The organism is Streptomyces sp. NPDC001002 (assembly GCF_053599215.1).
In genome coordinates, this window is the sequence record NZ_JBSFLV010000011.1 from 1 (window position 1) to 24,706 (window position 24,706).

Sequence of the window (24,706 nt, forward strand, 5' to 3'; positions counted from 1 at the left end):
GGACGTGCACCACCTCCATATCGCGAAACCCCCCACAGGAAGCACAACCGACCGGATGTCGTCGGGGGCTCGGGCCCCGGATACGGGTGGGTCTTCCCGGTGCGGACGGACGAGTGCTCAGAAGCGGATTTCCTCGAAGCCCGAGGCGTTGGCCCGGACGGTGCGGTTGTAGTTGTCCGACACCTCGTCCAGGGTGGTCGCGTGGCTGTCCAGGATGGTGCTGAGTGCCTGGACCTCGGCGTTCCAGGTCGGCTGGACCTTCTGGTAGTAGATGTCCTTGTCCGGGCCGAGCCAACTGCCCACGATGCCCGCCAGGTTGGACTCCAGCTCGGACACGATGGAAGCGATGTTCCTGGTCTGCTGCCGCATCTCCTCGGAGAAGGTCAGCGCCTGACCGTGGTCGATGTAGATGCCGTCTTCGGCGGGCATGGCAGGCTCCTGAAGGTTGTGGGTCGGTTCGGGGTGACCTGATGTGCGGGGAGAGTCGGTGTCACGTGGTGAGCGTCGAGTAGACGTTGTCGCCCGGCGACCCGGTGACACTCAGGTTCAGCTGCGAGTTCACCATGTCGTTGTTGTGGCTCTGGGTCTTGTTGGACGACGTCATGCTGTTGCGGAGCTGGTTCTCCATCGCCATGCAGGTGTTCTTGATGCGGTCCACCTCCGACGACCAGGTCGCCATGACCTGTGCGTACGCCTGACCGTCCGCGCCCTGGTAGTTGGTGTGCAGCGTCGCGGCGGCGTCGGAGACCTGACCCTGGATGGTGGTCATGCGCGTCCGGGCGTCTTCCAGGAAGCTGATCGCGTTGCTGTAGGTCCTGGTGGACGATTCCTGCAGGTTGCCGGAAGGGCTCATACCGATCTCCTCTTCAGTGGCTCAGGTGAATATGGGCATGGGGATTCTTCGCGCCATATTCATATCCCCGGCCAGAGTAGCTTCGTGAAAGATGTGTACCGATTGCTCGCCGCCCGCTCTGCACGTACGGGCAATCCCCCTGCACCGACGGGAATGAGAATTCCGGTCGGCCGTTCTCTCCCGGCAAATGCCTCCACCCCGGCGCCTTCCCGACTCCGCGAACGGAGAAGAGGACAGGCGCCGGGGTGGAGTCCTGCCGGGTACCGAATTTCTCAGTGCTGGGTGCCGGCCGCCCAGAGGGTCGAGTCGCCGGCCGTGAGGATCGCGACGTTGCCGTCGGCCTGGATCACCAGCTTGGCACCGTCGTTGCCCCCGGTGCCCGAGGACCACAGCGTCCGGTTGTCCGCGCTGTAGACCGCGAAGTTGCCGTCGGCCTGGAACACCGCGCGGTTGCCGGAGCCCGACGTGCCCGAGGACCAGCGGACGACACCGTTCTCGTCGGAGATGACGAGGTTGCCGTTGCTGCCCAGGGTGATCCGCATCCGGTTCGACGCGACCGAGTCACCCGGGTTGAGCACCGTGGTCGAGCTGATGACCTTGGTGGACCAGTCGGGAGTGGCGGGCTTCGCCGGCTTGGCGGGCTTGACCGCGGTGGGCTTGGCGACCGTGGGCTTGGCCGTGTCCGACTTCACCGTCGCGGGCTTGACCGAACCGGCCTTCACCGTGTCCGACTTGGTCGAGTCGGACGACTTGACGGTGTCGGTCTTGGTCGAATCGGGCTTCGTGGAGCCGGACTTGACCGTGGCGGGCTTCACCGAGTCCGTCTTGACCGAGTTGGACTTGACCGTGTTCGTCTTGGTCGAGTCGGGCTCGGCCACGGCGGGTTCGACCGCGTCGGACCGGTCCGTGACCGGCGAGCCCACCCGCGGCTGCAGCACCGCGTAGGGCGAGTCCGACCCGTCGGACGACGAGTCGTCGAGCTGCCCGCCCGGCAGGTCGGACGAGGGCGAACCGGCGGCGATCCCGAGGCTGAACGGCACCCCGTTCTTCACGCCCGCCGGCAGCTCCCCGTCCTGCGCCGGCTGATCCGTGCCCTCCGCCGGCAACTCGCCGCTCCGCGACGTCGGTTGCTTCACCGAGGTGCCGGGGACCGTGGCGGTCCCGTTGTCGACAACGGTGTCACCGTTGGCGGCGACGAAGTTCCTGCCGTTCCCGGACGCCACCGGCGGGGTGTCGGACTCCGGCTCCGGCACCAGCGGCGACGCCGGACCGTCGTTCGGCTCGTACGTCGGCATGTCGCTGGCGTAGCCGTCCGCGGTGGCGTTGCCCGTGCTCTCCAGGCCCGTCACATTCTTGCTGCCGCTGTTGTGCACGAACGGCGCGGAGACGAGCACGGCGCCGGCGAAGGCGGCCGCCACCATCGGCCAGCGGCCGAGCTTGGGGGAGTGCCCGTGCCCGGTGGCGGTCCGGCCCGGGCGCCTGCGCGAACTGCCCTCGGCCAGCGAGCCGTTGACCACGGCCTCGCCCTCGTCGCCCTCGTGCGCCGGCGGAACGGCGGCCAGGGCCGGGGCGGCGGGCCCGTCGGATCCGGCACCGCCCTGCTGCGGCCGGAAACGCGGCCGGAAGAGCCGCCCGGCCTGAGCGGTGCCGTCCGCGCCGACGGCGGTCGCCGAAGCGACGGAGACCGCGGTGGTGCCCGAGGCCCCGCCCCGGTCGGTCCGGCCGCCGGTCACGCTGGTCAGAGTCCCCGCCGGGACCTGCGCGGCCGAGGTCATGGCACTCGCGGCTCTCGCCGTCTGGGTGGCCGACACGAGCGCCGAGGCCTCGCCCGAGCCGATGTCGCCGTCGTTCAGGGGCAGCGCGACAGCCCGTCGTATGGACGGTGACCCGGAGACGGTGGACCCGATGGCGGGCGGCGAGCCGCCCACCGGATGTTCTGTGGCCATCTGTCCTCCTCAATCGTCTTGCGTGCGGTGGGTGGGACGAGGTGGCAGTCGTACGGGAAGCGGGCCCCGCCCAGAACCGGCACGGGGCCTACGGCTCCCACGGCAGCGCCACCGGTACGAGCGGCCCGCCGCCCCCCACGAAGCGGCGGCCGCACGCGCCTCACCCGGGTCCTCGCCAGGACCCGAACGAGGTCGGGCCCACAGGACGTCAAGCGACCAGGACCCGGATCGACGAGCCGTCCGGCGCGCACTGTCATTCTTCGCTCCGGACTGTGACCGCCGGTACGCGAAGGGCCGGACGCTGCCTGTTGAGCGGGAGGTTCTGCCCGAACGGGAAGGGCGCACTCCGGGTACGGATCAGGCGTCGGGCGCCGGCATCCCGAGGACGCCGGTGCACTGCTGCGGCCACCGCGCACCCGAACCCACCGCCGTGGACAGGTCGATGAGACCGAGCAGACGCTTGAGGACGGAGTTGTCCGCGTCGTCCAGCAGGCCGGGCGCGGACGGCGGCGCGGACTCCGGGAGTTCACGCAGCAGCACGACGGTCGCCCCTGTCCGCTGTACGACCTGGAGGACACGCAGCCGGGTCCCGGGGGCGAACAGCACCTCCCCGGCGAGGACGCCGGAACCCGGTGCTGAACCAGCCTCCGCCGTACCGGAGTTGTCACTCGCGGCACCGGGTCCCGCCTCGGGCTCGGTCAGTACGGCGGCCGCCTTGCGGCCGGTCATGGACCAGATCAGGTAGTGGTCGGCGGACACGGAGGGGTACGCCTTGTCGAAGGCGACGGCGCCGACCGGCACGGCCTCACCCAACTCCTCACCGGGCAGCAGCAGTTCGGCCGCCTCGCCGAGCACACCACCGGCCGATCGCACGGCGGCGCCACGGTACGACGGCAGCGTGCGCAGGCCCGAGGCCACGCACCCGAGGAACGGCACCAGCTCGGTGCCGCCCGCCTCCAGCGACTCCAGCAGGGCGAGCCGGGTGTCGGCGCTCTCGGCCAAGTAGGCGTGCAACGAGGCGAGATCGGCGGCGACCTCCTCCGGGCGCTCGCTGTCACGCAGCGCCGGCATCCGGGTCAGCGCCCGCGTCACGGCACCCGCGTGATGGTCCCAGCGCTCACCCAAGTAGACCCGCACGGCGTCACGTTCGGCCTCGGAACTCCGGTACGAGGGCCGCACCGGCAGCCAAGTCACGGTCCGCAGCGCGGAGTCGCCCCCGACCTCGCCGCCCGTCTCCTCGGCCCCGCCGGACCGTGACTCGCCGGAACCGCTCGCCGGGGCTTCCGCCCCCAGCGAGAGCGAGCTCACCAGCCCGGCCAACGGCACGGCAGGCAGGGCGAGTTCCTCTTCATCGACGTCCGAGCCGACCTCCGAACCGACCTCCGAGCCGCCCTCCGCTCGTTCGGCATCGGGGTCCAGGGCCGGCGGTGGCGGCGGCCACGGCGCCCTTTCGGCGACGGGCGTCTCGGGAGGCGAGGCAGGTCGGGCGACGGGCTCCCGCTCCGCCCCACCAACACGCAGGGCGCTCGCCCCGGCTCCGGTCGCTGAGGCGGTTGTGGAGGCAGAGGCAGAGGCAGAGGCTGTGGCCTCCCGCGTCTCGGGCATGCCGCTGGAGGCAGTCGCGGGACCACCGCTGAGCGTGGGCCGCGTGTCCGGCCGTATCGCGACCGGGTCTGCCCCGATCGCACCCAACGGCACGGCGGGTACGGGCGGTTCGTGCACGGGCACCGTCGGCTCGGGGGGCTCTACGGCCTGTCCTTGGAGCGGATCGGGCTCCGCACCTGCCGTGATCGTCGAGGGGACGGGGGCCACAGGCTCGGAAACCCTCGCTGTCGCCGGCGCCTGGGCCACCGAGCCTCCGGTGCCTGCCGAACTCGCCGCACTCGCCCCGGTCGTAGCCGTACCCGGAGCCACCGTCGGAAGCCCCCTGCCCCCCGGCAGTACCGCCATCGACACGGACGTCTCCCGTGAGGTCAGTGCGAGGTCGTGGCGGATGGCGAGTCGGCGCAGGGCGCGCAGGGTCTCGGGGTCGGGTTCGCCGAGGAGTTGGATCAGAGTGTGGGTGCGGACGTCGTCCTGGAGCGAGGCGAGCAGATGCTCCAGCGGTGCCAGGAGCGAGGTGTCCAGGCGCCCGCCGGGGACGCCGATGTCGATGGCCATCAGGTCGGCCCTGGCCGGCCGGGCCGCCGAGGACGCGGGCAGCGAGGCCCGCTGCGCTCCGATCCACAGGCCCGCGCGGGTGACGGTGACCTGCCACCCGCCGTCGAGCAGCAGGGTGCCGGTCTCCGGGGCCGGGCGCAGACCACCGATCGGGGCACGCCAGTTGCTGATCCGCGGGGCCGCGCCGGTCTCGGCCGGGCTGCACGTGACGGTCCGTACGTACGGCTGCCAGGAGGGGTTGCCGTCGGAGTCGAGCAGCACGGTACGGGCCGTACCGCCGTGGCCCGGGCCGCCCCACGGCGACTCGTCGGCGCCCCGGGACCGGCCGGCCGGGCGCGGTGCGGGCGCGGTGGCGTGCGGCTCGTCCAGCAGCACGGTCAGGCCGTTGGCGACCTGCACCTCCGTACCGAGCAGGTCGGCAACCTCCTGGCCCAGGGCGAGCAGGTCGCTGCCGTCGCAGGAGGCCAGGCGTACGGTGCCGCGGACCGAGCCCGGCAGCGCGGCCAGCACGTCGGCGAGGGCGTCGGGCGGCACCGGCGCCGAGCCGCCGGTGTTGACGAGCAGCACCGGACCCTCGGGGTCCACGGGCAGGGCGTAGCGGATCGCGTCGACCCCTTCGGGCGGCGCTCCGGCGGGCTGGATGAGCAGGCCCGCCGGGATGTGCTCGATGACGCAGCCCGGGGCGCTGTCGGCCGGCACCCGGTCCAGCGCGTTCTGCCAGCCGGGCACCGGATGGCGCGGGCCGAGGCCGCGGGGCTGCCGGGCGGGGGAGAACTGCCACCAGCCGCCGACCGCGTCGGGCAGGTCGGGCGCGAACAGGGTGCCGCCGGGCACGACCATGGCCACGCCGGCCGGGGCGAGCACGTCCAGGCCCCAGTTGTCGGCGATCCGGCGGGCGGGGCTGGGGCGTTCGGGCACGTCGATCGCGCCGCCGGACATCACCATCCGCAGCAGCGTGGTGCCCGCGGACCGGCACTCCTCCAGGGCCGGTTCGAGCACATCGCAGAGCGCGTCCACGTCGTTGAAGCCGGCGCCGACCAGCACGGTGGCCGTGCCGGGGAAGGCGCCGGTGCCGGTGACCGAGTCGAGAGTCCGGGCCGCGCCGGCGAGTTGGTCGGGGACCCCGCCGCCCGCGTGCACGGCGTAGACGCCCTTGGCGCCGGTCAGGTGCAGAGCGCCGCCCTGGCGCGGCTTGCGCGGGCTCACAAGACGTCAACTCGATTCTTGAGGTAGTTTTCCGGCACCTTAGTCGGCCTCATCTCTCGGAATATACTGACTGCGAATTTGAGCACGCGAAAACAAAGGGCATGGAAAGCGATCCGGCAGGAGTTGGTATGGCCGACAGCGGTATACGAGGTTTTCGGTTCGCAGGTGGTGTTGTGCCCGCCGTAGTGCTCACCGCGGCCTTGTCGATGTGCGCCACCGGTACCGCCGTCGCGGACGGTACGCCGACCCCGTTGCCCTCCGCCGGTGGCACCACCGCGCCCGCGCTGCGGCTGCCGGTCATGCCGCCGGCGCTCGGCCTCACCCGGACGTCCTGCACCACCGCGTCCAACACGGTGATGACCGACGTACCTTGGGCACAGCAGAACCTCGAACTGACCCGGGCGCACCAACTCACCCAGGGCGCGGGAGTCAAGGTCGCCGTCATCGACACAGGTGTGTCGGCCAGTGCTCCCACCCTGACCGGCAGGGTGACACCAGTGGGTGCGGGTGCGACCAAGGACTGTGTCGGACATGGCACGTTCGTCGCGGGCATCATCGCCGGGGCACCGCGCGCCGGGACCGGCTTCAGCGGGGTGGCGCCCGCCGCGAGGATCCTCGCGGTCAGCGGCACCGACTCCGCGGGCATACCCAACGAGTCGAAGGTGGCGGCCGGCATCCGCGCGGCGACCGACGCCGGGGCCGAGGTGATCGACGTGTCGCCGTCCTTCCCGAGCACCATCGGGGCGCTCGACTCGGCGCTGGAGTACGCCGCGAAGCACGATGTGCTGGTGGTCGCCGCGGGTGTCTCCGACGGTCTGACGGCCACCTCGACGGACAACGGCGCCGAGCGGCCGACCGTCACGTACTGGCCCGCCGCCCGACCGGGTGTGCTGTCGGTGGTGGACCTGGACATCGACGGGGCCCGGCCGGACAGCGCGGTGGACCCGGCCCGGGCCGACCTGGCCGCTCCGGGCCAGGGCATCACCGGTATCGGGCCGCGCGGCAAGGGGAACTACCTGGCCAACGGCCCTTCGGTGGCAGCCGCGTTCGTCGCCGGTGCCGCCGCGCTCGTACGGGCCTACTACCCGGACCTCAGCGCCGCCGAGGTGCGTGACCGGCTCGTCGCGGGCGCCTACCCCGGCGAGGTGCCGCGCCTGAACCCCTACGGCGCGCTGTCCGCGGTCCTGCCCACCGCCAACTCGTCGGCCCAGCCCGGGACTTCGCACGCCGTGCACCTCACTCCGGTCGTGCGGGACCACGCCCCGGCCCGCCGCGCCTACGCCGTCCTCACGGCGTCCGTGGCGGCAGCGGCCGTACTGGGCGCGGGAGTTCTCCTGGCGAGGCGCCGCCGCAGCCACACGACGGCCGACGCCTGACTCGACGCGGCGGCGAGCCGCCCGGCCCCGGGCGGCTCCGGCCGTCTGCCGACCGTCTACGCCGGCTCGTCCGCCGGGCGGAGTGCTCAGCCGGGCGTCGGCAGCGGTAGGCCAGGTGTCCGGCCCGGTTCCCGCAGCTGTGAGCCGGGCGCCCGCCCTGAGTTCGCCGGGGCCCGCAGCATGAGGACGGTCGCCCGCCCCCGCCTCCACGGCAGCAGGCCCGGCCCCCGCCCCGGCTCTCCGGGCCGGCCGAAACCCCGTCCCCGCTCCCGCTCTCACAGCAGATCCGGCACCCGCTCCTCCAGGTCCAGCATGGCCGTCTGGACCTGGAGGGTGCGGCGGCGGGTGATGTACAGGCCGCGGCCGGGGGGCAGCAGGCGGGGCTTGACGTTGTTGAAGAGGTAGCCCTCGGCGGGCGGGCAGGACATCAGCAGGCCGGGGGAGTTGGTCTCCAGCATGCGGCGGACCAACTGGTCGTTGATGCCGCGCATCGCGCCCGCCGCGGCCCGTGCGACCACCATGTGGAAGCCGATCTCGTAGCCGAGCGGCAGGTGTTCCAGGAGGGGTTCGAAGGGGGTCCGCATCGGGGCCGTGACCAGGTCGTAGTCGTCGACGAGCACGAACAGGCGGGGGCCCTTCCACCAGTCGGCCTGGCGCATCCGGGCGGGTGAGATGTCCTGGCCCGGGGCGCGCGTCTTGAGGGCGCGGCCCACGCCGTCGACCAGTTCCCTGAGTTGGTCCACGGAGACCGCGTGGCCGAGCCGGTACTCCTCCGGGATCGCCTCGATCAGGTTGCGGCGGAAGTCGACCGCGAGGATGCGGGCCTCGGCCGGGGTGAAGCGCTCGGTGATGCTCTTCGCGAACAGCCGCAGCAGGTTGGTCTTGCCGCTCTCGGTGTCGCCGAACGTCACCAGGTGCGGGGACTCGGCGAAGTCGTGCCAGGCGGTGTCGAGTTCGGTCTCCTCGACACCGATCGGGATGCGGAGGCGGCGCGCGGTGTCCGGTGCGCCGGAGGCCGTGGAGCCGGCCGGCGCGCGTGTGAACGCGGGCAGTTCCTTCGCGTTGAGCTGCGTCGGCAGCATCCGCACCGGAGGCGCGGCGGGACCGAACCAGTTCTCCGCGACCGCCGTCACCAGGTCGCTGACGCCGTCGGCCAGGTCGGTGGCGTCCTGCCCGCCGTCGATCCGGGGCAGCGCGGCGAGGAAGTGCAGCTTGGAGTCGATGGTCAGGCCGCGCCCCGGTGAGCGGGGCACGCTGCCGGCCTTCCGGATGTCGACCATGGAGTCCAGCGCGTCACCCATGCGCAGTTCGAGCCGGGTCGCCGACTGGTCGCGGACCGCCGCCGACAGCTCCACCCAGCGGGCGGTGGTGGTCATCAGGTGGATGCCGTAGCTGAGTCCGCTGGTGGCGATCTGGTTGATGACCGGCACATGGTCCTGGAAGTCCTGCCGGACCGTGGACCAGCCGTCGATGACGAGGAACACGTCACCGTGCGGCTCGTCGGGGAACTCACCGGCCGCCCGGCGCCGCCGCAGCGTCGTCATGGAGTCGATGCCGTGGTCGAGGAAGAGCCGCTCGCGGCGGGCGAGGAGCGAGGTGATCTCGGCGATCGTCCGGCTGATCCGCTCGTGGTCCATCCGGGCCGCGACGCCCCCGACATGGGGGAGCCCGGCCAGCGAGGTCAGCGTGCCGCCGCCGAAGTCCAGGCAGTAGAACTGCACTTCGCGCGGGGTGTGGGTGAGACTGAGCGCGGCGATCAGATTGCGCAGCAGCGTGGACTTGCCGCTCTGCGGGCCGCCCGCGATGGCGACATGGCCGCCGGCCCCGGACAAGTCGACGGTCATCAGGTCGCGTTGTTGCTCGAAGGGCTTGTCGATGATGCCGACCGGCACGGTGAGCCGGCCGCGCCGCGGCCAGTCCGCGGTGCTGAGGCCGAGGTCCAGATCTGGGGTCAGCGGCGGCAGCAACTGGTCGAGCGTGGGCGGCTGGTCGAGCGGCGGCAGCCACACCTGGTGGGCCGGTGGACCGGCGTCCCGCAGCTTGCCGATGGCGACCGCCAGCAACGAGCCCGCGCCGCCCTCGGGTTCGCTCACCGCGGGGTCACGGGCCGGCTCCGGGGCGGGCACGGGCGCCTGCCGGGCGGCGACGTACTCACCGGTCCACGGCACCACCTGTCCGGCCAGCTGCTCGGGGGCGATCGCGCCGGAGCGCTTGCGGTAGGTGCCGGAGACGTACGCGGCGCGGAACCGGGTCAGCGCCTCGATGCCGCTCTTGAGGAACCCGCTGCCGGGCTGCGGCGGCAGTTCGTAGGCGTCCGGGACGCCGAGCACACCGCGCGACTCCATGGCGGAGAAGGTGCGCAGCCCGACCCGGTAGGACAGGTGGCCCTCCAGCTGGTGCATCCGGCCCTCGTCCAACCGCTGCGAGGCCAGCAGCAGATGGACCCCGAGCGAGCGGCCCAGGCGCCCGATCATCACGAACAGATCCATGAAGTCCCGGTGCGCGGCGAGCAGTTCGCTGAACTCGTCGACGACCACGAACAGGCTGGGCAGCGGCGCCAGCGGCGTACCGGCGGCGCGGGCCCGCTCGTACTCCAGCGCGGAACTGTAGTTGCCGGCCGAGCGCAGCAGTTCCTGACGGCGCATCATCTCGCCGTGCAGGGCGTCCTGCATCCGGGAGACCAGCGCGGCCTCGCCGGCCAGGTTGGTGATCACCGCGGAGGTGTGCGGGAGTTCGTCCAGACCGAGGAAGGTCGCGCCGCCCTTGAAGTCGACGAGGACGAAGTTGAGCGTCTCGGAGGAGTGGGTCAGGGCCAGGCCCAGGACCAGGGTGCGCAGCAGCTCGCTCTTGCCCGAACCGGTGGCGCCGATCAGCATGCCGTGCGGACCCATGCCGCCCTGCGCCGACTCCTTGATGTCGAGCTCCACCGGGCGCCCGTCGGCGCCCACGGCGATCGGCACCCGCAGCCGGCCCGACTCGGAGACGGACCGGCGCTGCCAGTAGGTCACCGGGTCATGGCGGTGCAGGTCGGCGATGCCGAGCAGGCTGGTGAGCTGGATGTCGGACTCCAGCGGGCGGGTCTCCTCGCCGAGGTCGCCGGTCCGCATCGGCGCCAGGATCGCGGCGACCGACCGGGCCGCGGCGGGCCCGAGCGAGTCGGCCCGGCCGAGCAAGGTGGTGGCCTCCTTGCGGTTGCGGTCGGTACGCACCAACGCGACCTCGCCGTCGCTCAGTTCGAGCCGCAGCACGGTACGCCCGGGCCGCCAGCTGAGCGTCTCGGACAGATCGAGGATCACACAGTTGCGGACGCCGGCCCGGTCGAACCGGTGCCCAGCGGGCAGTTGACCGCCGTCGATGACGACGACGGTGAACGCCTCCTCCTTGCTGGGCGTCGCCGCCACGTCGAAGGCCGGCCGCTCGGTGAACTCCGCGCCGAGCAACTCCTCCAGCTCGTTGCCGGTGCTCGCGAACATCCGGGTCGGGCCTGCCCCGTCGGTCTCGTACGGATGCAGGCTGTGCGGCAGCCACTTGGCCCAGTCCCAGTCCGCGCGCCGCTCGGCGGACACACAGAAGGCGAGCATCAGGTCCTGCGGGGCGTGCATCACCGTGAGTTGGGCGATCAGGGCGCGAGCCGTGCCGAGCACCTGCTCGCGGTCGCCGCGCATCAGCACCCGGGCCCAGGTGCGCAGGAACACGGCGATCGGCTGGTCGGGCACGGTGGAGTAGGCATTGATGAAGGCGCGCAGCGCGTGCGCGGTCAGCGGGTCCAGGTCGGACACCGGCTTGCTCGCCGTGGTGGTCAGCCGCAGCCCGAGGCGCTGGTCGCCGACCGCGAGCCGCACCTCCGCGAAGTCCTCGTCACCGGTCCGGCGTTCCCACAGCCGGGGACTGCGGGCGAAGGACCACAGCACCGCCGGATCGGGATGCCGCCAGGCCAGCGCGCTCTGCTGCTCGGCCACGGCCCGCCGCACCCGTCGCCGCACCCCGGCCAGATAGCGCAGATAGTCACGCCGGGAACCCTTGAGCTTGTGCTTGCGCTCGGCACCCGACCGCATCATCTGGCCGGCCAGCATGCTGCCCATGGCGACCACCATCACCCCGACGATCAGGTAGGTGATGGGACTCGATGTGGAGCCGGGACGCATGTACAGCAGCACCATGGCGCCCGACATCATCGCCATCGGCAGATACGTCATCATGCTGCCGCCACCGGGAGTCGGCTCGGCGACCACCGGTGGTTCCTGGAGCGAGAGGTCGCCCGTGGGCATCTCGGGTCCGCTGCGGCGGGCCGACCGGCGGAAATACACCACACTCACGGGAACGTCACCTCTGGCTTTCGAACAGACCGACCGGGCATGCCGAGCACATGAGGTACGCCCAGGGGTGAGTCTGGTAAATCCCCTGGCAGGCATCACGTGCTGGGAGCGACCGTCGCCCATTGGGTCAGTGTCCTGTGCCCCTTCGTGCACCTGGCGCACCGGAAGTGTCGACACCTGCGATGCTCACGGTTGACTGGGCCCATGTGCACGGCACGGGTCGGTTCCTGAGCCATACCTGTCGGCCGCCGAGTCACTGTTCGTTCCCGTTTCCTGCCAAGTCGCCGCGTTCGCACGCCCCGAACGCACCCCATGCCAAGTCGAAGGAGTGGGCACCCTGATGAGCGAGAGTTCGGTGGCGGCCTTGCCCGGTACGTCGTCGGGCCTGTGCCGGCTGACCGTACGGGCCCCGGAGAAGTCGCTCGACCTCGCCGTCCCGGCCGACATTCCGCTCGCGGACCTGCTGCCGGTGATCGTCGGCTACGCGGGGGACGATCTGCACGAAGCCGGTCTGGAACACGGCGGTTGGGCACTTCAGCGCATCGGCGGCCCGCCGCTGGACCCCGAGGGCACCTTGCAGTCGCTCGAACTGCACGACGGTGACGTGGTGTTGCTCCGCCCGGCGACCGAGACCCTGCCGCCGGTACGGTTCGACAACCTGGTGGACGGCGTCTCGGCGACCATCCGCGGACTGCCCAACTCCTGGTCGCCCACGGTCAGTCGATGGGCGCTGCGCTCCGTCCTGACCGCGGTGCTGATGGGTGTGCTGGCGTTGCTGGCACTGTCCGACGGCGACCGCGACGGACGGGCCGCGGTGTGCGCCGGGGCGACGCTGCTGCTCCTGGCCGGGGCGGGCGCCGCGGCCCGGGTGCTCGACGACCTGCCCAGCGCGACCCTGCTGGGCCTGGCCACCGGCCCGTTCGCGGCACTGGCCGGCGCACTCCTCGTGGGCGGCGCGACCGGTGCCGCCGACGCCCATGTGACCGGCGCCCGTTGGCTGGCCGGCGCGGCGGCCTGGGGCATCTTCACCGCGCTCGCGATGACCGTGGTCGGCACCTTCCCGGTGGCGTTCGCCCCGGGCATCCTGGTCGCGGTGGCCGGCGTACTGGGCGGCCTGCTGATGCTGTCGATGGACGTCGACGTCGACGGCGCGGCGGCCGGAGTGTCCGTGCCCGTGATCATCTTCGGGGCGTTCGTCCCCATGATCTCCTTCTCGCTGTCGGGACTGCGGCTGCCCCCGCTGCCCACCAACGCCGAGCAGTTGCAGGAGGGCATCGACCCTTACCCCAGCGAGGAGTTGACCGCCCGCTCGGCGGCCACCGACCAGTGGATGACCGGCCTGTACCTCGCGGTCGGCGTGGTCTGCGCCGGCTGCTTCGCCGGCCTGGCCCGGCACACGGCGACCCCTCAACTGCTCACCGGCGGCCTGCTGTCCGCGGTGCTCCTGCTGCACAGCCGCAACCTCGGCAACGCCTGGCAACGCCTCGCGCTGGCGGTACCCGGCGCGCTCGGCGCGGTGCTGCTCACGGTGTGCGCGGCTCTGCGGACAGGCGCAGAAGGGCAGTTGACGGCAGTGGTGATGCTGCTGGCCGCGGTGGCCGTCGCGATCGTCCTGTGGTCGGTGCCGGGCCGCCGGCTGCTGCCGTACTGGGGCCGGGCCGGCGACCTCCTCCAGTCGGCGGCGGCGATCGGTCTGCTGCCGTCCGTGCTCTGGGTGTTGGACGTGTACGCGGACCTGCGCGGAATCAAGGGCTGAGGGCGAAACGTCACCATGCAGACTCGACGCGACCAGGTGCAGGCGCACCGCTTCGTCGTCTCCCGGCTCACCACCGGCCTGATGCGGACCGACCCGGACGCCCTGGAGAGCCCCAACCGCCGCACCAACCGGGGTATGGCGATCGGCGGCGCGCTCGGCGCGGTGGTGGCCATCGGCTTCCTGATCTTCGGCTTCATCTCCCCGGGCGGCTCGACCACTTGGCAGAACGGCAACGCGCTCATCGTCGAGAGCGGCACGGGCAACCGCTATCTCTACGACGGTTCACTGCGCCCGGTCCGCAACTACGCCTCGGCCCGCCTGATCGTGGGCACCGAACTGGCCACCAGAACGGTCCCCGCCAAGTCACTGGCCGACACACCCCGCGGCAGCGCGGTCGGCATCCCCGGTGCCCCCGACACACTGCCGGACGCGGACAGCCTGGACACCGGCCGCTGGGAGGTGTGCGCCGCGACCCGCACCACCGGCAGCAGCGAACACACCCCGTCGACGACCCTCGTGGTGGACGGCTCGACGACCGGCGCGGGCCTGGCGGCCGACCAGTCCCTGCTGGTCCGCGGCCCGGACAAGACGTCGTACCTGATCTGGCGCGGAAACCGCTACCGCCTGGCATCCGGCACCGCCACCGCCGAAGCGCTCGGCTACGGCGCCACCGAACCGTTGCCGGTCTCCGCCGCGTTCCTGGACGCACTGCCCGCCGGCGCCGACCTGGGCGCGCCGGCCGTCGCGGGCCAGGGTGCGAAAGGCCCCGAGCTGGACGGCCACGCGACCCGCCTCGGCCAGGTCTTCGTGGTCCAGACCCCGGGCACCTCGGAGCGCTACTACCTCCTGCTCCGCACCGGCCTGGTCCCGCTCACCCCCACCCAGGCGGCCCTGTCCCTCAGCGGCCCCGGCGTCCGGGAGAAGGCCTACGGCGGTGACGCGCCCGTCGCCGTCACCATCACCGCGGACGCCCTCAACGGCGTACTGGTGCAAGGCGATTCGGACGTCGAGTCGGCCGGCCGGGCCCTGCCGTCCACACCGCCCGCGCTGCTGCCCGTCGCCGCCACCCAGGCCGCCTGCGTACGACTGGAGGCGGCCGGCGGCAAGGACAGCGGGTCGAGCGGCGTGGGCACCAGCATCAGCGTCGCCCTGATCGACGCGGGCGCCCTGCCGGCGGGCGCCAAGTCCCCGGTGGGGCCCGCCTGTCTGCCGATGGACGCCGTGGCCGTACCGCCGGACGGCGGCAGCCTGGTCCGGGCCCTGGGCGCCGGCGGCGGCCAAGTCGGCGACGCCACCTACCTGGTGACCGAGACCGGCATGAAGTACCTGGTGCCGTCCGCCGAGGCGGCCGCGGATCTCGGCTACGACCTGTCCGACGCCCGAGGCCTGCCCTCGGCGCTGTTGGGCATGCTGCCCACCGGCCCCGACCTGTCACCGGCGAACGCGATCGCCGGCCGGGCGACGACCAGCACCGCACCGGGCTGCACTGCGCGCTGACCGGGGTTGCTTGAAAGTCACCCAAAGTGCGGCAAAGGCAGACGCATACGCCGAAGCTCCACTCGGTCATTTGACGGAAGCTCTGCGCAACAGGGCAGCCATATCGTGCTCATGGGCCACATCGGCCTCATGCGCGGGACCCCACGTCCTCGCGCCATGCAGTCAGCTCTGTTTGGGGAATGCCAGGTGTGTGAGAGTCGAGCGGATGGAACGGGTGACGCGTCGAGCGCTCCGGTCTCTGTCGTTCTGAGGGCAAGTGACGCCATCCTGGAGCATGCGGCCACCGCCTACCTGCAGTCGTGTTCGCGCGTCGACGTCGCTCCCCCCGAAGGGCCGCCCGCGGCGGACGTCTCCGTCCTGCTGCTGAACACCCTCAACGACGAGTGGATGAGGGTCCTGAGACAGGATGCCGCGCGCGCCGCGGGTCCACCGGTCCCGGTGGTGGTGATGGCGGACCGGATCACCGAGCGACAGCTCACGCTCGCCATCGAGTACGGCCTCACCAGCTTCCTGTACCGAGGGCACTCGAACCTCGACCAGCTGGTCGACGCGATCATCAAGGCCAGTGCGGGCCGCAGCCACATGCCGGACGACCTGTTGGGCCATCTGATCGCCGAGCTGGGTTATCAGCAGCGACAGCAGACGCTCACGGATCTGGCGAAGAAGGGCGGGCTCCTCGTACGCGAGATCGAGGTGCTCCGCATGCTGTCCGAGGGGCTCAACACCGTCGAGATCGCCGACAAGATGAGCTACTCGGAGCGGACGATAAAAGGGATCATCCATGACGCCGTGAAGAGGTTGAAGGTCAAGAACAGGACGCAGGCCGTCGCGTACGCGATACGCGTCGGGATCTTCTGAGGTGGGTGGACCGACTCCGTCGAGCGTATGACCGGCGACGCCGATCCGCCGCTCCGAGGGACGGTCTCTTCCCCTTGGTGCAGCCCGCTGCCCGTGGGTGCAGATCCGGTGAACGCAGGTTGCCGTCCGGGAGCGAATGCGCGGGCCCTGGCGGGCTGTGGCCCACGTCACACCAACGCCTTCGAACTTTGCGCCGGAGCTGGTGTCTTGCAGGCATGAAGACGGATACAGACATCGAACCCCAGATCGCCAACTGCCGTGACTACTGGCTGGGTTGGGGCTCGTCCGAACGAGTCGACGGTGAACTGACCTATTTCCGGAGCGGAGTCCCGAACGGTCAGGTCAACGGAGTTCTCTGCCTGCGCGACAGCGCCAAGGTGGAGCAGTCGATCGCCTACGCCACCGAGCGGCTGGCCGGCGTCCCCTGGATGTGGTGGGTGGGACCGGACAGTGCCCCCGGTGTGGCTGCCGGACTGGCCGACCGGGGCGCGATCTGGCTCTGTGCCATGCCCGTCATGAGCGTGCGCACCGACAGGGTCACGCCCGTCGAAGCCCCCGCGGACCTGGACATCGAGGTGGTGAAGGGCGCGGACGCGCTCAAGGAGTGGGTGCACACCTTCGCCTCCTCGTTCGGGCTCCCGCCCGAGACCCACGACGACCTGCTGCGCAGCGAGAGCGAACGCCACGACGCCGACCGGATCGTCCGGTTCCTCGGCCGCCGCGCCGGCCGACCGGTGAGCACCTCGCTCCTGTACGACGCCCACGGCGTGGCCGGCGTCTACGTGGTCGCGACCGCCGAGGACCAGCGCCGCCAGGGCATCGGCACGGCCCTCACCGCGGCGGCCCTCACCGAGGGCAGAGAGCGCGGACTGGACGTCGGCACCCTCCAGTCCAGCCCGCTCGGCTTCCCGGTCTACCAGCGCATGGGCTTCGAGACCGTCGCTGAGTACGAGCTCTTCCAGATCCCCGCTTCCGAGGCGTAGGCACGATCTTCCGAGGCCTGGACGCGACGACGCCCAGCCCACCGCGGGCTGGGCGTCGCTCTTCTCGGTACCGGGTGTCCTTATCGGCGGAGCCTGCGCTCGACCGCCGTGGCCATGGCCTGGTGTCCCGCGGCGTTCGCGTGCACGGGAGCCGCGGGGTGGACGGGGGCCAGGTCCTCGATCCACCGCTCCTCGGCCGGCGCGCACATGTCGTGTCCGACGGTCGGCGTGTAGGTGTCCACGTAGGTGGCTCCGGCGCGCTTCGCCTGCTGCTTCAGCATGGCGTTGAGGGCCAGTTCACCGTCCCGCATCCACGCGAAGTCACCGGCGGCGAAGGGCGCGGTCGGACTCGTGCAGGAGCTGCCGTCCGCGGGGAAGATGTCCGCGTAACCGACGACCACCACACGGGCATGTGGGGCGCGCTCCTTGATGCCCCGCAGCACCTCGGCGACCTTCGGCGCGGTCGCGTTCACCGCGTCCTGGACCCCGTCCGTGCCGCCCTCGTTGTACTTGGCCTTGCAGGGCGCGCCGGCCAGATCCGTGGAGGCGACCGTCGCGCAGGTCCCGATGATCGTGCTGAAGCCGATGTCGTTGCCCCCGATGGTCAGGGTGACCAGCTTCGTCGACCGGCCGAGCGCGTCGAACTGCGGCGGTGCCGTTCCCTGGGCGGTCGTCATCTCCGCGGTCGTAGCACTGGAGCAACTGACGTCGGTCAGCGTGGCCTTGAGCGAGGTCGCGACGAGCGACGGGTAATTCTTGTCGGACCGCAGACAGTTGGCGTCGACCTGGTCGGGGATCGCCGGCCCGGAGGCCGCCGAGTCGCCGAGCGCGACGTACGAGAGGTCATGGGTCCTGCCGTGCAGTGGCGAGGCGCTGGAGACCGGCGCGGTCGCGGCGACGAAGGCCAGGGCCAGGGCGCCACTGGCGACAGCGGATCTGCCGAGACTGCGCGTGCGTGGGGTATCCACGTGTTCACCCTTCGGTGATGGGCGTTGATAGGGCGCACGCAGGACGCGGTGGGTGGGTCAAAAGTTCGACGCGGGGCCTGTGTTGACGCTCACACGCGGACTGTCGAGGTCAGTTCCAGGTGGCCGGTCGGTGGACGTGATCCGGCAGGGTGCCGACCCGGTCGTACCCCTCGACGGCGACCGTCAGCCCCGGCGCGATCTCCGTGAAGCCCGCGTCGCGCACCAACGGCAGCCCGCTCGTGGTCAGTTCGGGCCAGCGGGCCGGGTCGGCGGTCCGTACGGCGAGCGGGAAACCGGCCGCGCGCCAGGCGTCCCGCTCCTTGTCCGACAGTTCCCACCAAGCGAGTTGGGCGCCGTGACCGGCCTGCGCCATCGTCTTCCCGGCGGTCATGTCGAGGTCCGGGTTCAGCCAGATCACGGGCTGTTCCGTCGGGTCGGCCGCCAACGGCGGTTCAGGGTCGTCGAGTTCGGTGCCGGACACCTGAAGCTTGGCCAGGTCCTTGGGCCACCCGTCCAGCGGCACCGGCGGAAAGACGCGCACCTGTGCCGACTCTCCGCTCACCGTGATCCCGGGCAGCGCCTCGGCCCGCCGCCACTCCGCGCCACGGGCCCGCCGCACGACCTTGCGGATCCGGGCGTCCTGCCAGTCCCGCACGGCCTGCGCCCACTCGCCCTCGCCGAGCGACCGCTCGTCGCTGAGCATCACCAGCACGGCCCGCGCGGCCGTCTCCAGGGCGTCGGTACGGGCGGGCGGCGCGGCCTTCTCGATCCGCACGACGAGAGGCAGCACGAACTGCGGCGCCTCGTCCCGGGAGGTGGGCTCGTTGCGGAAGGGGCTGGCGTCGGGGGAGGTGGAATCAAGGCTCACAACAGCCAACCCTAAGCCTGTCACCGACCACCCAGGAGCCCCGCCCGCCGGCCCCGGCCAACGGCACCCCCTAGGACCCGATCAGCTGGGACACCTTCACGAACCGGAAGCCCCGCGCGCGCAGCTCCGGCACGATCGTCCGCACCGCCCGCTCGGTCGCCGGGGCCGCGCTCCGTGTGCAGTGCATGACGACGACCGACCCCGGCCGCACCCCGTCCAGCACCTGCCGGGCCACCGCGTCCGCGTCGGTGGCGAACGCGTCCCCGCTCACCACGTCCCACTGCACCGCGGTGACACCGGTCGCGGAGAGCGTCCGCAGCGCCTGATGGTTGTAACACCCGCCGGGGAAACGGAAGTACGGCATCGCGTCCGGCACCCCGGCCCGCCGGAACGCGGCGTACGCGCGCTCCACGTCCGCCCGCATCCGGTCCTCGGACACCGTCGGCAGGCCGTAGCAGTCGCCGGTGAAGGCGTAGTGGCTGTAGGAGTGGTTGGCGACCTCGAAGAGCGGGTCCGTGCCGATGGAACGGGCCTGGACCGGGTACTGCTCGGCCCACCGCCCCGTCATGAACACGGTCGCCGGCACCTTCAGCGCCCGCAGCGTCGCGATCAGCTGCGGATTGTCGAAGCGTTCCCCCGATGCCGCCCGGGCCCCCTGGTCCGCGGTCATGTCGGCGTCGAAGGTGAGCGCGACGGTCTTGCCGTGGTCGCGCGACCCGTTCTTGAAGACGGGCGTGAGCCCCGCGGGCCCCGGGGCGAGTGTGGGCGGCCGGGACGGGACGGCGGAGGTCGCGGAGGGGGCCGGCCGGGCGGCGGGAGGCGCCGCGGGGGCACCACAGGCGGTGAGCGCGGCGCCGAGCGCACAGGCGGCGGCTGCATGGCGTACTCGAATGATCACCGTACGAAAGTAAACGTACTAATCAGGCAAATCGGTCAGCGCCGCGCGCCCTCGCCCGGGTCGTGCCCCGTCCAGGTCATGCCGGGGTCACCCCTCCTTCAGCAGCCGCTCCCGGTACTCCGCCGCGTCGAACTGCGCCTTCGGGTACTGCGGGTCCAGGGCCTCCAGATGTTCGAGGAGGAGCCGGCTGATCGCCCAGTTGCGGTACCACTTCCGGTCGGCGGGGATCAGATGCCAAGGGGCGTACGAGGTCGAGCAGCGGTCCAGGACCTTCTCGTAGGCCTTCTGGTAGGCGGGCCACAGGGCTCGGTCGTCGATGTCGCCGGGGTTGAACTTCCAGTGCTTGTCCGGGCGGTCGAGGCGAGCGAGCAGGCGGCGCCGCTGCTCCTCGTAGGAGATGTGCAGGAAGCACTTGATCACGGTCACGCCGTCGTCGGTCAGGGACCTCTCGAACTGGTTGATCTCGTCGTAGCGGCGCTCGATCTCCGCGCGCGGGACGATCCCGCGGACGCCGGCGGCCAGCACGTCCTCGTAGTGGGAGCGGTCGAAGATGCCCAGTTCGCCGGGGAAGGGCAGCGGCTTCCAGACGCGCCACAGGAAGTGCTGCGCGAGCTCCTCGGGGGTGGGGGCCTTGAACGCCTTGATCCTGCAGGCGGAGGGGTTGAACAGGCCGATGACGTGTTTGACCGTGCCGCCCTTGCCGCTGGTGTCCATGCCCTGCAGCACCAGCAGAATCCGCCGCCGGTCACCCGCGGTGCTCGCCGCGAACAGGCGTTCCTGCAGGTCGGCGAGGTGCTCGGCCATGACGGTGGTGGCTTCGAGCCCCGCTTCCTTGTCCTGCGGACCGCTCGGGGTGGCCCGCGCGTCGAAGGCCGCCAGCTCGATCCGCTCACCGCCCGGCACCCGCAGCAACTCCCGCACGTCCGCCGCGTCGGCGCTCCAGATCCCGTTCTTCCCGTGCTTGCCGTCCTTGGCCATGAGCACCCCTTCCGGTCCGCTTCCTCGATCCTCCGGTGCAGGGGTGGTACGCGCCACCCCTGCCCGCTCCCGCGAGGCCCCCGCAGGGTTGTCGCACGGAAATGCCCGGTGCCCGTCCCGGGGCCGCAAGGACCCTCGGATCGGACACCGGGCAGAGACCGGACAGCCGCTACGCGCTCACGCCGCCGTGACCTTCACCGGCTCGGTACCGGCCGCGCTGTGCCGCTCGGCCCAGTTCTCCAGGGCCGTACGGCAGGCGTGGTCGAGGTGGTGCAGCCCGGACAGGTCCAGCTCGACCGGCCGGTCCTGGGGGAGCGCCTCCAGCTCGTCGAGGATCTTCGGCAGCCGCAGGAAGGTCGCGTTGCCCGACAGATACGCCTGGACCGGTCCGGCGCCCTTGTCGACGACCTCCATCTTGAGGTGCGAGGCCTCCCACGCGGTCTTCGCGACGGCCAGCGCGAGCCCGATCAGCACGCCCTCGAACATGCTGACCGCGACGATCGACACCGCCGTGACGACCAGGATCAGCGCCTCACCACGGTGCTCCCGCCACAGCGACACGATCTCGCGTACGGGGATCAGCTTGGCGCCCGAGTAGACGAGGATGCCGGCCAGCGCCGGGATCGGGATGTAGCCGAGGGCACCGGGCAGCAGCGCCGCGAACAGCAGCAGCCATACGCCGTGCAGCACCCGGGACGCCTTCGTCCGCGCGCCCGCCTGGACGTTCGCCGCGCTGCGCACGATCACCGCCGTCATGGGCAGCGCGCCCAGCAGCCCGCAGAGCGCGTTGCCGGCGCCCTGCGCCACCAGCTCCTTGTCGTACTCGGTGCGCGGCCCGTCGTGCAGCCGGTCCACGGCCGCCGCGCTGAACAGCGACTCGGCGGACGCGATCAGCGTGAACGCGACGACCGTACCGAGCAGCCCGATGCCCGCCAGCTCACCGAAGGAGCTGAGGGAAGGCGGCTGGACGGAGTCCAGCAGACCCTTCACCTCGACCATGGCGACCGGCAGCGAGAACACCGCGGCGACGAGCGTGGCCAGACCGACCGCGGCGAGCGGCCCGGGGACCGTACGCAGCCGCTTCGGCATCCGCTTCCACAGCACGAGTACGGCGATGGTGCCGACGCCGAGCCCGAGCGAGGCCAGGGCGTCCGTGCTGCCGAGAGCGTCCACGAGCGCGCCGGGGAGCTCGGCTATCTTGTCCAGCCCCGAGGCGGGGGCCTTCGCGTCGGCCATCGAGTACAACTGCCCGGCGATCAGGACGAGTCCGATGCCGGCCAGCATGCCCTCGACGACCGAGACCGAGATGGCCCGGAAGTAGCGCCCCAACTTCAGGACACCCATGGCGATCTGGAGCGCGCCGGTCGTGAGCACGATGACCCCGAGGGCGGGCAGCCCGAACTCCCGCACCGCTTCGAAGACCAGCACGGTCAGTCCGGCGGCGGGACCGGACACCTGGAGGCTGCTGCCCCGCATGAGTCCGGTGACGATCCCGCCCACGATGCCGGTGACCAGGCCCAGTTCGGCCGGGACACCGGAGGCGACGGCCACGCCCACGCAGAGCGGGAGCGCGACCAGGAAGACGACCAGGGAGGCGGCGAAGTCCTGCCGCAGATGAGGGAATTTCGCTGTCAGGGACATGGGCGCGCTCACAGGGCCGCGAAGGCGTCGGACTGCGGGTCGTGCGCCAGGACGGCGCCCGTGTGGACCTCGTAGTACCAGGCGTGCAGCGACAGTTGACGGTCCTTCAGCTTCTTGTCGAGGTACGGGTAGGAGCGCAGTCGCAGCAGCTGCGTCAGGACGTGGCTCTGCACGCCCTCGGCGACGGCCGGGTCCTCGACCGCTCCCGAGGGACGCGGGGTGGCGTGCGCGAGCCAGTCGCGTACGGCCGGTACGGCGGTCAGGTCGTCGCCGCGCACCAGGGCGCCGACGGCGCCGCAGTGCGAGTGTCCGCAGACGACGATGTCGCGGACGCCGAGCACCTCCACGGCGTACTCGATGGTGGCCGCCTCGCTGGTGGGGTGCTCGGAGGCGTAGGGCGGAACGATGTTGCCTGCGGTGCGCAGTTCGAACAGCTCGCCGGGGCGGGCGCCCGTGATCAGGGCCGGGACGACCCGGGAGTCGGAGCAGGTGATGAACAGCACCTGCGGAGACTGGCCTTCGGCGAGTTTGGCGAACTCCTCAGGGCGCTGTCCGAACGTGCGGGCGTTGTCGATGAGGGGCTGCATGATGGGGTGACTCCTCCTGGCGCGCGGCGAAGGCGCGTCGGTGTGGGGGCAGGACAGATATGTGTGCAGACACGTCCGCGCGGACAGATGCGCGCGCGGACGGAGATGTGGGGGAGTGGGGGGACTGCTCCGCAGTCAGCAGCGGAAGACTTGAAGTGCCGCCGGCGAGTGGGCGGTCGAGGGTCTCGACGTACGCGGCGCCCGGAGCGTGACCGGGGGGTGCTCGGCCGCCGGGTCCTGTGCCAGCAGCGGGCGTTCGGGGTCTTCCGGTGTGACGTCGACCGCTCGGTGGCGGTCGCGGGTGCGCAGGGGACCGGTCGGGTCCCCCGGGTGATCGCAGTGGCGGAACGTGATCGTTTCGTTGCGAAGTGCCTTGCCGGAGAGGTTGATTCCGGGTGCGGCCTTGGCCTCGACCTGACGGACCGTGTGCGCGGATGCGAAGGAAGCGGTGGGCGCGAAGAACTGGAGGGCGAGCAGGACGGCGGCGAGGGCCGCGATGACGGTCCTGGTCGTCGTACCTCGGAACATGCGCCCCCCTCCGGACACTTCACGCTTCTCGTACAGACCAAAGCCTGGTCAACGGCTGGTCAAGAAACACGGTAACCCTGCGAAGTCGTTTGCAGGGTTAACTTAACGTTTCGAGCTGAAGAGAGCCTGAAATGTACGGGTGGCTTGGCGTGATCAAGTCGGTTTACGCCGCCGCTAGCGGGTCTCGACCAGCGCCTTGCCGTCGCGGGCCAGCGCGGTGAGCCGGGAGATCGCCCGGAAGTACTTCTTGCGATACCCGCCGTTCAGCATCTCCTCGCTGAACAGCTGGTCGAACGGCTGCCCCGAGGCCAGCACCGGGACCTCACGGTCGTAGAGCCGGTCCGCGAGCACGACGAGGCGCAGCGCCGTCGACTGGTCGGGGACTGCCTGCACGTCGGTCAGGCAGACCGCCTTGAGCCCGTCGGTCAGCGCGCCGTACCGGCTCGGGTGGACCTTGGCCAAGTGGGCGAGCAGGTGCGGGAAGTCGTCGAGCGAGGCGCCCTCGGTGGCGTACGCGGCCTTCGTCACCTGCTCGTCCGAGAACGGCGTCGGCGCCGCCGGCAGACCGCGGTGGCGGTAGTCCTCGCCGTCGATGCGCAGGGAGCGGAAGCGGGCGGCCAGGCCCTGGATCTCGCGCAGGAAGTCGACGGAGGCGAAGCGGCCCTCGCCGAGCTTGCCGGGCAGGGTGTTGGAGGTGGCGGCGAGCGCGACGCCCGCGTCCACGAGCCTGCCGAGCAGGGTGGAGACGAGGACGGTGTCGCCGGGGTCGTCGAGCTCGAACTCGTCGATGCACAGCAGCCGGTGGCCGGAGAGGGTCTGCACGGTCTGCTGGAAGCCGAGGGCGCCGACCAGGTTGGTCAGCTCCACGAAGGTGCCGAACGCCTTGAGCGCCGGCTCGGCCGGGGTGGCGTGCCAGAGGGAGGCGAGCAGGTGGGTCTTGCCGACGCCGTAGCCGCCGTCCAGATAGACGCCCCGGGGCCCGGCCGGGGTCTTCGGCGCCTTGGCCTTCCCGAACCCGAAGAACCCACGCTTGCCGCCACCGACGGAGTGCGCCCCGCCGAGACCGGCCGCGAAGCCTTCGAGCACCCGTACGGCCTCGGTCTGGCTCGGCTGGTTCGGGTCCGGGATGTACGTGCTGAAGCGGACCGAGTCGAAGCGTGGCGGCGGCACCATCTCGGCGACCAGTCGCTCCGCGGGGACATGCGGAGTACGGGCGCACAGGGACAGCGGAGCCGGGTCGGCTATCGGGCCGATACCGGGAGCGGCGGGGGAGGACGACACGGTTCA

Annotated in this window: 18 protein-coding genes; 5 read left to right on the forward strand and 13 right to left on the reverse strand. The window is 71.5% G+C overall.

Annotation, left to right across the window (positions count from 1 at the left end; genetic code table 11):
* Positions 1-117 precede the first annotated feature (117 nt).
* The 4 genes from ACWDR3_RS08095 to ACWDR3_RS08110 form a co-directional block, all read right to left on the reverse strand.
* Entirely contained in the window at positions 118-429 is a 312-nt protein-coding gene (locus tag ACWDR3_RS08095; protein WP_450351619.1) for a WXG100 family type VII secretion target, read from the reverse strand.
* A gap of 61 nt (positions 430-490) precedes the next feature.
* Complete coding sequence (locus ACWDR3_RS08100; protein WP_450351620.1) at positions 491-853, reverse strand: WXG100 family type VII secretion target; 363 nt, start codon at positions 851-853, stop codon at positions 491-493.
* A gap of 272 nt (positions 854-1,125) precedes the next feature.
* Positions 1,126-2,799, reverse strand: a complete 1,674-nt coding sequence (locus ACWDR3_RS08105; protein ID WP_450351621.1) for a hypothetical protein — start codon at positions 2,797-2,799, stop codon at positions 1,126-1,128.
* A 357-nt stretch (positions 2,800-3,156) separates the two neighbouring features.
* Entirely contained in the window at positions 3,157-6,165 is a 3,009-nt protein-coding gene (locus ACWDR3_RS08110) for a hypothetical protein (protein ID WP_450351622.1), read from the reverse strand.
* A 173-nt stretch (positions 6,166-6,338) separates the two neighbouring features.
* Here ACWDR3_RS08110 and ACWDR3_RS08115 point away from each other — a divergent pair, with 173 nt between their 5' ends.
* Positions 6,339-7,541, forward strand: coding sequence for a S8 family serine peptidase (locus ACWDR3_RS08115; protein WP_450351623.1), 1,203 nt, complete (start codon positions 6,339-6,341; stop codon positions 7,539-7,541).
* Between the two features lie 275 nt (positions 7,542-7,816).
* Here ACWDR3_RS08115 and eccCa read toward each other — a convergent pair whose 3' ends face one another.
* Positions 7,817-11,851 (reverse strand): type VII secretion protein EccCa, encoded by a 4,035-nt coding sequence (eccCa, locus tag ACWDR3_RS08120; protein ID WP_450351694.1) that lies wholly within the window; start codon positions 11,849-11,851, stop codon positions 7,817-7,819.
* Between the two features lie 346 nt (positions 11,852-12,197).
* Here eccCa and eccD point away from each other — a divergent pair, with 346 nt between their 5' ends.
* From eccD to ACWDR3_RS08140, 4 genes are all read left to right on the forward strand, one after another.
* Positions 12,198-13,613, forward strand: a complete 1,416-nt coding sequence (eccD, locus tag ACWDR3_RS08125; RefSeq protein ID WP_450351624.1) for a type VII secretion integral membrane protein EccD — start codon at positions 12,198-12,200, stop codon at positions 13,611-13,613.
* 15 nt (positions 13,614-13,628) lie between these two features.
* Positions 13,629-15,110, forward strand: coding sequence for a type VII secretion protein EccB (eccB, locus tag ACWDR3_RS08130; RefSeq protein ID WP_450351625.1), 1,482 nt, complete (start codon positions 13,629-13,631; stop codon positions 15,108-15,110).
* 387 nt (positions 15,111-15,497) lie between these two features.
* Positions 15,498-15,968 carry a helix-turn-helix transcriptional regulator gene (locus ACWDR3_RS08135; protein ID WP_450351626.1) on the forward strand — a complete coding sequence of 157 codons (471 nt, stop codon included), beginning with the start codon at positions 15,498-15,500 and terminating at the stop codon, positions 15,966-15,968.
* 215 nt (positions 15,969-16,183) lie between these two features.
* Positions 16,184-16,951, forward strand: a complete 768-nt coding sequence (locus ACWDR3_RS08140; protein WP_450351627.1) for a GNAT family N-acetyltransferase — start codon at positions 16,184-16,186, stop codon at positions 16,949-16,951.
* 80 nt (positions 16,952-17,031) lie between these two features.
* Here ACWDR3_RS08140 and ACWDR3_RS08145 read toward each other — a convergent pair whose 3' ends face one another.
* From ACWDR3_RS08145 to zapE, 8 genes are all read right to left on the reverse strand, one after another.
* Positions 17,032-17,919 (reverse strand): SGNH/GDSL hydrolase family protein, encoded by an 888-nt coding sequence (locus ACWDR3_RS08145; RefSeq protein ID WP_450351628.1) that lies wholly within the window; start codon positions 17,917-17,919, stop codon positions 17,032-17,034.
* 109 nt (positions 17,920-18,028) lie between these two features.
* The gene (locus ACWDR3_RS08150; protein WP_450351629.1) at positions 18,029-18,787 is read right to left on the reverse strand and encodes a peptidyl-tRNA hydrolase; all 759 of its coding nucleotides are present in this window, start codon (positions 18,785-18,787) and stop codon (positions 18,029-18,031) included.
* A 70-nt stretch (positions 18,788-18,857) separates the two neighbouring features.
* Positions 18,858-19,685 (reverse strand): polysaccharide deacetylase family protein, encoded by an 828-nt coding sequence (locus ACWDR3_RS08155; protein ID WP_450351630.1) that lies wholly within the window; start codon positions 19,683-19,685, stop codon positions 18,858-18,860.
* Between the two features lie 87 nt (positions 19,686-19,772).
* The gene (locus ACWDR3_RS08160; RefSeq protein ID WP_450351631.1) at positions 19,773-20,663 is read right to left on the reverse strand and encodes a PPK2 family polyphosphate kinase; all 891 of its coding nucleotides are present in this window, start codon (positions 20,661-20,663) and stop codon (positions 19,773-19,775) included.
* A gap of 177 nt (positions 20,664-20,840) precedes the next feature.
* Positions 20,841-22,304 carry a SulP family inorganic anion transporter gene (locus ACWDR3_RS08165; protein WP_450351632.1) on the reverse strand — a complete coding sequence of 488 codons (1,464 nt, stop codon included), beginning with the start codon at positions 22,302-22,304 and terminating at the stop codon, positions 20,841-20,843.
* A gap of 8 nt (positions 22,305-22,312) precedes the next feature.
* Positions 22,313-22,891, reverse strand: coding sequence for a carbonic anhydrase (locus ACWDR3_RS08170; protein ID WP_450351633.1), 579 nt, complete (start codon positions 22,889-22,891; stop codon positions 22,313-22,315).
* Positions 22,892-23,026: 135 nt separating this feature from the next.
* Positions 23,027-23,419, reverse strand: a complete 393-nt coding sequence (locus ACWDR3_RS08175) for a hypothetical protein (protein WP_450351634.1) — start codon at positions 23,417-23,419, stop codon at positions 23,027-23,029.
* Positions 23,420-23,593: 174 nt separating this feature from the next.
* A complete protein-coding gene (zapE, locus tag ACWDR3_RS08180; protein ID WP_450351635.1) occupies positions 23,594-24,700 on the reverse strand; it encodes a cell division protein ZapE in 1,107 nt (368 codons plus the stop codon).
* Positions 24,701-24,706: the final 6 nt, after the last annotated feature.